The sequence below is a fragment of the Cellulomonas sp. P4_B5_2 genome (genome assembly GCF_056402235.1).
On sequence record NZ_JBFUHU010000152.1, the window covers coordinates 1 to 8743 of the forward strand.

General features: G+C 70.4%; 9 protein-coding genes. 3 read left to right on the forward strand and 6 right to left on the reverse strand.

Annotated features, from left to right (window positions below; genetic code table 11):
* A partial coding sequence (locus AC1DUQ_RS12200) for a glycoside hydrolase domain-containing protein (protein WP_477073871.1) occupies window positions 1–2049 on the reverse strand: 2049 nt, incomplete at its 3' end.
* Window positions 2050–2169: 120 nt separating this feature from the next.
* Complete coding sequence (locus AC1DUQ_RS12205; RefSeq protein WP_477059703.1) at window positions 2170–3081, reverse strand: HNH endonuclease; 912 nt, start codon at window positions 3079–3081, stop codon at window positions 2170–2172.
* A 160-nt stretch (window positions 3082–3241) separates the two neighbouring features.
* Here AC1DUQ_RS12205 and AC1DUQ_RS12210 point away from each other — a divergent pair, with 160 nt between their 5' ends.
* The 3 genes from AC1DUQ_RS12210 to AC1DUQ_RS12220 all read left to right on the forward strand — a co-directional run bounded on the left by AC1DUQ_RS12210 (window position 3242) and on the right by AC1DUQ_RS12220 (window position 5530).
* On the forward strand, window positions 3242–4714 hold the full coding sequence (locus AC1DUQ_RS12210; protein WP_477059704.1) for a DHA2 family efflux MFS transporter permease subunit: 1473 nt from the start codon (window positions 3242–3244) through the stop codon (window positions 4712–4714).
* A 64-nt stretch (window positions 4715–4778) separates the two neighbouring features.
* A complete protein-coding gene (locus tag AC1DUQ_RS12215; protein WP_477059705.1) occupies window positions 4779–5105 on the forward strand; it encodes a hypothetical protein in 327 nt (108 codons plus the stop codon).
* A gap of 47 nt (window positions 5106–5152) precedes the next feature.
* Window positions 5153–5530, forward strand: coding sequence for an SseB family protein (locus tag AC1DUQ_RS12220; protein WP_477059706.1), 378 nt, complete (start codon window positions 5153–5155; stop codon window positions 5528–5530).
* On the opposite strand, the gene AC1DUQ_RS12225 is transcribed toward AC1DUQ_RS12220, so the two are convergent.
* From AC1DUQ_RS12225 to AC1DUQ_RS12240, 4 genes are all read right to left on the reverse strand, one after another.
* On the reverse strand, window positions 5531–6328 hold the full coding sequence (locus tag AC1DUQ_RS12225) for a hypothetical protein (protein WP_477059707.1): 798 nt from the start codon (window positions 6326–6328) through the stop codon (window positions 5531–5533).
* Window positions 6329–6343: 15 nt separating this feature from the next.
* Window positions 6344–7072, reverse strand: a complete 729-nt coding sequence (locus AC1DUQ_RS12230) for a GNAT family N-acetyltransferase (protein ID WP_477073872.1) — start codon at window positions 7070–7072, stop codon at window positions 6344–6346.
* Window positions 7069–7887, reverse strand: a complete 819-nt coding sequence (locus AC1DUQ_RS12235; protein ID WP_477059709.1) for an LLM class flavin-dependent oxidoreductase — start codon at window positions 7885–7887, stop codon at window positions 7069–7071. Before AC1DUQ_RS12235 ends, AC1DUQ_RS12230 begins: the two co-directional genes overlap by 4 nt.
* A 10-nt stretch (window positions 7888–7897) precedes the next feature.
* Window positions 7898–8743, reverse strand: an 846-nt coding sequence (locus AC1DUQ_RS12240) for an NAD-dependent epimerase/dehydratase family protein (protein WP_477073873.1), incomplete at its 5' end; no start/stop codon positions are given.

The following is an 8743-nucleotide window of genomic DNA, read 5'->3' on the forward strand; positions in this document are numbered from 1 at the left end:
CTGTACATACTGCGTAGGTCCGTCGGGTGTCGGTTCGATGAACCCTGAGGTCTCGATGACGAAGTTGCGGTCGCCGACCTCGATGCTCGACTCCCGCCACGCGGGCGCGCTGATGAGGAACAGGTTCTGGCCGGCCACCGGGAAGATCCCCAGCGACGCCCACACGAACCACGAGCTCAACCCGCCGGAGTCGTCGTTGCCCGGCAGCCCGCCGCGGCCGACGCCGAACTGGTTCTGCACGATCGCCTGCACCACCTCGGCGGTCCGGTCGGGCCGGCCGGCGTAGTGGTAGGACCAGGGAGCCTCCATGTCGGGCTCGTTGTTCAGGCCCTCGAACCGGTTGAGCGCGTAGCCGGCCGCCATCTCCTCGAGGTCCGGCCGCAGCCCCGGCTGCGTCACGGGTGGGGCGTCGAAGCCGAAGAACTGGTCGAGCTGCGCGACGAAGGCGTCATCGCCTCCAGAGAGCTTGATGCGCGCGGCCATGTCGTGCAGCAGCCGGAACGAGTAGTTCCAGCGCCCGCCCTCGTAGTACGTGGAGTCCTGCAGGAGGCCGGTCTCCTCGTCGAACGCGTTGACCCAGCGCGCGGCCAGCGGCGTGAACTGCTCGACGAGCATCGGGTCGCCCACGTGCGCCGCGATCTGCGAGGTGCACCAGTACCCGAACGCCAGGTCGAGCGTGTGGCTGATCGGGTGCACCTTGCCGCGCAGCAGGAAGTCCTCGCCGTACGTGCGGCGCAGGTCGTTGTGCATGTGCACCAGCGCCCAGTCCCAGTCCATCCCGGGCAGGCCCAGCTGGCACAGGTCGGACAGGAACGTGTGCGCCAGCGCGCTCGCCTGCCGGCTGAACTGGTCGGCGCCGCGGGCCATCCGGTACCCGATCGGGAGGTTCCCCTCCTCCTCGGAGATGTACAGGAGCGCGTTCGCCAGCTCCACGGCCTTGTCCGGCATGAGCGTTGTCAGCAGGGGGAGCTGCGTCCGGTAGATGTCCCACATGGTCGCGATGTCGAACGCGAACGGGCCGTCGGTCGGCCAGAACGGCGACTCGTCCAGGGCCAGGCACGGCTTGATCAGCGAGTGGTACAGCGCAGTCGAGAAGACCGTCTGCTTGTCCTTCGACGGAGTGTCCACCCGGATCTTGCCGAGGCTCTCCTGCCACTTCTCCGCAGTCGCCGCGCGCCTCGTCGCAAAGCTGGACGGCCCCGGACCGCACTCGCGCTCGAGGTTCTCCCGGGCCTGGTCGACGCCTCGCAGCGAGAACCCGAACCGCAGCTCCACCACCTGACCGGGCTCGGACGGCCCGGCCCACATGAGCCCGAACGGCCTCAGGGTGGTCGGCCGGATGCGGTCGAAGTCCAGCCGCGTGCCACCCGGCATGAGCCGACGGTCGTACCAGAGCATCTGCCGCCAGCGCGGGTCGTCGCACTCCACGTGGATGGCCAGCGGTGCACCCTCGACGACGATCTCGCCCTGCGCGATCCCCGGGCTGATCGAGTGCAGGTGCGCCCGCAGCGGCACCGTGCGGCCGTAGGGGATGGTCAGACCGCCGAGCGAGAAGTCGATCACCAGGCGCGCGTCGCGGTGCGCAGGGAACGTGTACCGGTGGACCGCCGACTTGGGGCCGACGGTGATCTCCGCGCGGATGCCCGACTCGAGCGTGGCCGCGTAGTAGCCCGGCTCCGCAGCCTCGTCCACGATCTCCCACAGGTCACCGAGGCCGTCCAGGGGCTGCAGCATCGGGGTGACGCGGAAGTAGTTGTAGTACTTGCGAATCGCGCCCGTGCCGGACTGCTGGAAGTGCGTGAACCCGCTGGCCACCTGGCGCTCGTGCATCTCCGTGGGGAGGCCCTCGGTGCCGAGGTCGTAGCGGCCGTAGCCCGTCGGGTACGCGCCGCTGTACGCGCAGGCACTGACCATGCCGAGCGGGTACGTGGCACCCGGGTGGGTGTTGCCGACCTGCGGCTTGGGCCACCACCACGTCGTTGCGAGGCCGTGCTGGTCGGGCAGGCTCGTGGCTTCCGTGCCGATGAAGGGGTCGACGCGTTCGAACATCCGCCGCTCCTTGCGCTCGTCCGGGTGGGGACAGGGTCGCGTGCGGGAGACGCCTGCGTCCATGCCCTGGTTCTGGGGACGGTACGTGCGGAGTGTTGCGGGGGGGTTTCGGGATCGAACTCAGCCAGAGGTCGCGGGCGCAGCGTGAGCCTCGAACCGTTCCCATCGCCACGCGAGCAGGGTGCGATCGGGCTGATCCTTGGCCTTCTTCGGGATGGTCAGGCTGCGGCCATGCATGTCCTGCAGACCGTGTCGGAGCATCGGGCCATCGATCTCCAGGAGCAGGTCCCTATCGATCGACACCTTGTAGTCGGGGGAGATGCCGAGCATCTGTTGGTCGTACGCGGCGTGATGGATCTTGCAGAGGGCAAGCCCGTTGGACGTCGTCGGAACGCCTCCCGCCTCCGTGTCCGGCACGATGTGCGCGGCGTCAAGGAGAGAGCCGTGTCGAAGTGTGCACACCGCGCAGGTCGTCTCGTAGGCGAGGAGAACCCGAGTCCGGAAAGCGGGTTGGTGCAGGCGTTGGCGAGCCAGTCGCAGCGCGTAAGCCCGCTGTGGGTCTGAAAGGTCCCGCGTCGATCCCATGAAGCGAAATGCCTCGTCCAAGGCGATGGTGAACGAGCGCCTCACGGGATCGTCATCGACCACATAGACCGGCATGACCGGCGTGTAGTAGTTGGCGATCTCCTTGCGAAAGAGGATCAGTGGTTGTCCAGTGGAGATGGCAGCACGCAACTTCCGGTTGTCCCCACCAGCTGGGTCACCTGCCCGATACGCGTAATGCAGGAGGCCATCGGTCTGGCTCTCAGTGTCGTCGTACGGGCCGCTGGCAGAGGCCACGATTGCCAGAGTCGACGAGAACTCACGCGGATTGCGGATACCCCTCGAGAAGTCAATGATCGGCAGCTCCCTGCCATCGATCGTGAAGTCCAAGAGCTCGTGTCGATGCAGAAACCCACCATTGGCGTCTGCGCGCTCACGCACCCAATCGAAGATCCGCATACGGAGGGCGCTCTCGACGGCAGTGTCCACCGGATCAGCTGAGCAGTAACTGAACGCAAAACGCAAGGTTGGTTGTGAGTGGCCCGCGACACCGACGGTTCGGGGGCTCTGGAGGGCGGCGGCCGCCTCTCGCTGCGATGATCAGCAACGCATTCGCACTCCACAGCCCAACAGCCCGAAGGGTCCCTTCATGACCGAGGCCACGGCTGTCCGCCAGCCCCCCGCCGTCCCGCGCTCCGCGTGGAACGCGCTCATCGTCCTCATGGCCGGCATGTTCATGGCCCTGCTGGACACCACGATCGTCAACGTCGCGCTCCCGACGATCAGGCTCAGCCTCGACGCGTCCGAGGCCACGCTCAGCTGGATCATCAGCGGCTACGCCCTCGCGTTCGGCATCGCGCTGATCCCGGCGGGGCGGATCGGTGACCGGGTCGGCCACAAGTGGGTGTTCTTCACCGGCCTGCTGCTTTTCACGGTYGCGAGCGCGTTCTGCGGGTTGGCGCAGGACAGCCTCCAGCTGATCGTCGCGCGGGCGGTGCAGGGGCTCGCCGGGGGCATCTTCGTGCCGGGTGTGACGGCGATGATCCAGCTGCTGTTCCCCCCGCAGGTGCGCGGCAAGGCGTTCGCGATCATGGGCTCGGTCATCGGGGTGTCGACGGCACTGGGGCCGATCCTCGGTGGGCTGATCATCGAGGCGTTCGGCGACGAGAACGGCTGGCGGCTCGTCTTCTGGGTCAACCTGCCGATCGGTGTCCTCGCCCTGGTCGCCGCGGCGAAGATCCTGCCGGCGGGCGCGGAGGGCAAGCAGAAGCCCGGGTACGACTTCGTCGGCCTGGCGCTCGTGACCGCGGGGCTGATCGCGCTGCTGGTGCCGCTGATCGAGGGACAGGACAAGGGCTGGCCGGCGTGGACGTTCGTCACGCTGGCGGTGGGCGTGCTCCTGATCGTGGCGTTCGCGTTCTGGGAGAAGCACATCGAGGACGACAACCCGATGGTGCCGCCGCACCTGTTCTCGCACCCGGCGTTCACGGGCGGGACGATCCTCGCGCTCGTCTACTTCGCCGCGTTCACGTCCATCTTCTTCACCATCTCGCTGCTCTGGCAGGCGGGGCTCGGGCACACCGCGCTGGAGTCCGGGCTTGTGGCGGTGCCGTTCGCGATCGGGTCGATCATCGGGGCGTCGCAGAGCAACCGTCTCTCGCAGCGGCTGGGCCGCACCGTGCTCGTCGTCGGCACCGCAATGGTCGCGGTCGGCCTGGTCTGGGTGTGGCTGGTGTTCCGCCAGGTGCCCGCCGCCGACCTCACGCACTGGCAGCTCCTGGTCCCCCTGCTCATCGGCGGCATCGGCAGCGGGCTGTTCATCGCTCCGAACGCGCAGTTCATCGTCGCGACCGTGGACCGCTCGGAGGCGGGTGCAGCCAGCGGGGTGATCGGGGTGATGCAGCGCGTCGGGTCGGCCATCGGCATCGCCGTCATCGGCAGCGTCCTGTTCGGCACCCTCGTCATCACCAGCAACGACCCCGCGCAGATCGCGCAGGCGTTCACCGACAGCGCCGCGCACGCCATGGCGGTGAGCGCCGCACTGGCCGTCGTCGCCTTCGCGCTGGTGTTCGTGCTTCCGCGCAAGGTCGACGCGCACGGCGGGCCGCCGCCCGCGGAGTGAGTCGTCGCCGAACCGTCGACGAGACGCCACCTGGCGGCCACGTCGCCGGAGTGCACTGGGTGCCATGGCCATCGCGCTGGACGTGCCCCGCCTCTACTCCGCGACCGACGACCACCAGCCGGAAGTCGGCACCACCGTGTGGGCGGTGGCGCACCCGATCGGGGAGGCGTCGGACGGACCGGACACCCGCTGGGTGCTGGTGATGGGCGAGGTGATGGGGGTCCGGCTCGACACGCCGGGCTGGCCGAACGGGCAGGTGTGGTCGACGCCGGAGCTGTGCCGGGAGCTCGCGTGGTCGCGGCACGTCGTCGGGCGTCGGCACCACACCGGCTTCGACGTCCTGCGGCTCGAGGTCGTCACGCCGAGCCTGTTCCGGCTCGCGACGCTCTGATCCGCAGGTAGCGTGACCCTCGCCCGCAACGACGAGGGAGCACCACGATGAAGGACTTCGACCAGGCGCTGCGCACCGCGGCGCCCGGCACGATCGACGGCGCCAAGCTGCTCACGCGGTTCGCCTACGAGCAGCTGGCCGTGCCGAGCGGCGGACCGGTCGGCGAGCACCTCGAGGGGTTCATCCCCGCGATCGTGCACCGCGACGGAGCGCACCACCTGGTGGCCTTCTCGTCGGTGCAGCGGTTCCACGACGAAGGCCGCCTCGGCGGTGAGGCCGTGACGATGCCGGTGCGCGAGGTGCTGCTGCGGATGCCCGCGGACGTGGGCATCGTGATCAACCCGGGCAGCTCGCAGGGGTTCGAGCTGGGACCGGACGTCGTCGCCACGCTGCGCGAGGAGCTGGCGCGGCCACACGACGAGTGATCAGGCGGGGACAGGCACCTTCACGCTGGTGAGGAACGCGGCCGCCTGGGTGAGGTCGTCGAACTCGTCCTCGACCAGGTCCACCAGCAGGTCGTTGCTCCACAGGATCAGCCGCCCGAGGGTGAACTGCTCCTTGGCCACCTCGGGAAGAGTCAGCCCGTAGACGCGCTGGGCGATCTCCTTCTTGCCGCCGCGCGCGCCGCCGTACGTCGAGATCGGCAGGTACGCGTCCGGCGACGTGGCGACGAGGACGCGGGTCAGCGCAGGCTCCTTGAAGCCCGTCATCCCCAGACCGCCCTGGCCCAGGATCAGGCGCGTGAGCCGGTCGGGCAGCGGRACCGTCGCGGGCCCGTAGAGCAGGTAGCGGATGGTGTTGCGCGTGCGGGCCGACGCCTCACGCTCGCCCATCGACTTCCACGCCCGGTTGAACGACGCGGTGGTCGCGTTGGTGGCGCCGGGGGTCTCGTTGACGAACGACAGGAGGTCGCGGGGGTCGCAGTCGGCGACCTCGTCCCGGCTGAACACCTGCTGGTAGTGCGACCAGTCGAAGCCGGGCTCGGTCGGTGCGGTCGCCGCGGCGAGCGCAGCCACCTGCTCCAGCCGGGCGGGGTCGACCGCGGAACGATCCGGGAACCGCGCCTGCAGGTCGGCCGACGAGGCCGGGAGGGCGGCCTGCGCCTTCGACTCCCCACGGGTCCACTGGTGCGCGCACGCGGTGCATCGAATGATGCGGCGATCGTCCGCCAACCGTTCGACGAGTTCGAGCTCTCCGGACGTACAGACCGGGCATGTCAGCATGGTGCTCCTTCGTCTCTACAGAGAGTGTGACGCACCCAGCGGACCTCCGGCGCCGATCGGCAGGTGCAACCACCACGTGATGCCCGTCCCGATGCGTTCCAGACCGCACTTCTCGTAGAGCCGGACCCCTGCCGGCGTGGAGTTCAGCACCACCGTCCGCGCCCCGGCGCCGGCCGCTGCGGAGCACACGGCCTGCATCAGTCCGGTGCCCAGTCCGCGCCGCTGGAACGGCTGCCAGACGTCGACGTCGAACACCCCCGCCAGGTCACCGACCCGGTGCGACCACGCGCGGCCCGCGAACCGGCCCTCGTCGTAGGCGGCGGCGTACCAGGCCCGAGCGGGACGGAGCCGCGCCATCGCAAGCTCGGCCGCGTAGCCGGCGTGCATCCCGCGGTAGTCGGTGGTCGTGGCCTGCAGCTCGACGCGCGCGTCCGCCAGGATGCCTCCGAGATCCACCGGCCCGGCCATCCACCACGGTTCCCAGCCGCGCTCGAACCCGGCGGCGGCCAGTGGCGCAGGGTCGACGTCCAGCCCGAGCCACGCGCCGACGGTTGCGGCTCCGTTGGCCCGCGCACGTTCCACGCCGCGTGCCAGTGCCGCCGGGTCGATGACCTGGGGAAACATGAGGTCGCCGTTCGCCCAGACCAGCCCGTCGTCCTCCCACGTGTCGCCGCCGAGCACCTCGGCGCGCAGCTGGAACCAGCTGAGCTGGACCCGCTCGCAGTCCGCGACGGTCACCGTCACACGGGGCCTCGTCGGATGCGCTCGAGCAGGCCGTCCGGGGTGACCGTGTCGAAGTCCCAGCTGGAGTCGATCCACCACGTGACGCCGGCGTCCTCGAGTGCGGCGATCTTGTCCGCGGCCTCGGCGGGGTCGGTCGGCAGCACGCCCTCGACCACCAGCTCGAACGGGTCGCCGCCGCGCTGCTCGGTCACCCACGCCTTGATCTCGCGGAGCTGGTCGGGGCCGAGCGGGTCGAAGGAGTTCTCCCGCCGGACCGGCAGCACCCCGTCGCGCCCGGCGGCGCGACGCATCGACCGTGGGGCGAACCACGCGCCGATCACCCAGACCGGGATGGTCCCGCGCACCGGCCGAGGCTGGAACTCGAAGTCCGTGAGCTGGTAGTGGGTGCCCTCGTGGCTGAACTTCTCGCCGGTCCACGCGAGGTCGAGGATCGCGAGGGACTCGTCGAGGAGCGCTGCTCGTTCCTTGACGTCGACGTGCTCGCCGGACACCCGGCTGTACGCGCCGTCGTCGATGGCGCCGAGGCCGACAGGGAGCACCAGGCGGCCGCCGGACAGGTGGTCGATCGTGAGCGCCTGCCGGGCCACCTCCCACGGTTTGCGCCGCGGCAGCGAGAAGACCATGGCGCCGAGCGTGAGGCGGCTGGTCCGCACCGCCGCGGCCCCGAGCAGGGTCCAGGGGTCGAACGTGTCCATCGGGCCGATGGCGATGCCGTCCCACGCGAAGAAGCCGTCCCAGCCGGCCTCCTCGGCGGCGACCGCCATCTCGATGTTCTGGGCAGCAGATCCGCACGTGGCGGTGACACCGAACTTCATGAACCGGACGCTACGCCCGGCCTCCGACAGCCGTCCGGCCGAGCGTCTCGGCGATCGCGACGTCCCACGGTGTCGCGACGAGTCCCAGCACGCGTGACGATGCCGCGGTGTCCATGACGTAGGGCTGCGTGAAGTGGTCGGAGACGGCGGCGACCTCCCGCAGCAGCGGCGACACGAGTCCCAGCGCGCGCACCACCGCAGCCGGCATCGGGCGGATCCGCGGAGCCGGGCCGTGCGCGGCGAACCGTGCGCCCAGCTCGCGCAGCGTCAACGGCTCCGCGGTCGGCACGTGCCACCCGTGCCCCCAGGCGTCGGGGGTCGCGCCGGCGGCGACGAGCGCGCGCGCGAAGTCGGGCAGGTAGGTCCAGCTGTGCGGCTGGTCGACGGCGACGACCGGCCGCACGACCTTGCCGGCCAGGAGGGGCTCGAGGAACCGCGGCCCGGCGAGCGCCTGGGAGTCCGCGAGCGGGCCGAGGTAGTCGGCCCCGCGCACCTCGGCCACCCGCAGGTCTCCTGCGCGGTGCCGGGCCTCGGCCTCGCGCCACATCTGCGCGCGGACGGCACCCTTGGAGTCGGTCGCGTCGAGCGGCGAGTCCTCGGTCATCACGGCGCCGCGGGTGGCGTAGCCGTAGAGGTTTCCTGCGGTCACGAGCACCGCCCCGGTCCGGGCTGCTGCGTCGAGCAGGGACGCCCACAGCGGCGGCCAGTCGGTGGGCCAGCGGTGATAGGCGGGCGAGGCGCAGTTGTAGAGGACCTCGGCGTCGCGGGCCGCCGCCGCGAGGGCGTCGACGTCGGTCGCGTCGACCGCCGCGTGCGTGATGCCGCCGGCGGAGGCTCCGCCGGAGCGGCTGAGCAC

Excerpts from the sequence above, each read along its gene's own strand:
- AC1DUQ_RS12215 (WP_477059705.1), top strand. The coding sequence starts at position 4,779 with ATGGCCATCGCGCTGGACGTGCCCCGCCTCTACTCCGCGACCGACGAC.
- AC1DUQ_RS12220 (WP_477059706.1), top strand. The coding sequence starts at position 5,153 with ATGAAGGACTTCGACCAGGCGCTGCGCACCGCGGCGCCCGGCACGATC.
- AC1DUQ_RS12235 (WP_477059709.1), bottom strand. The coding sequence starts at position 7,887 with ATGAAGTTCGGTGTCACCGCCACGTGCGGATCTGCTGCCCAGAACATC.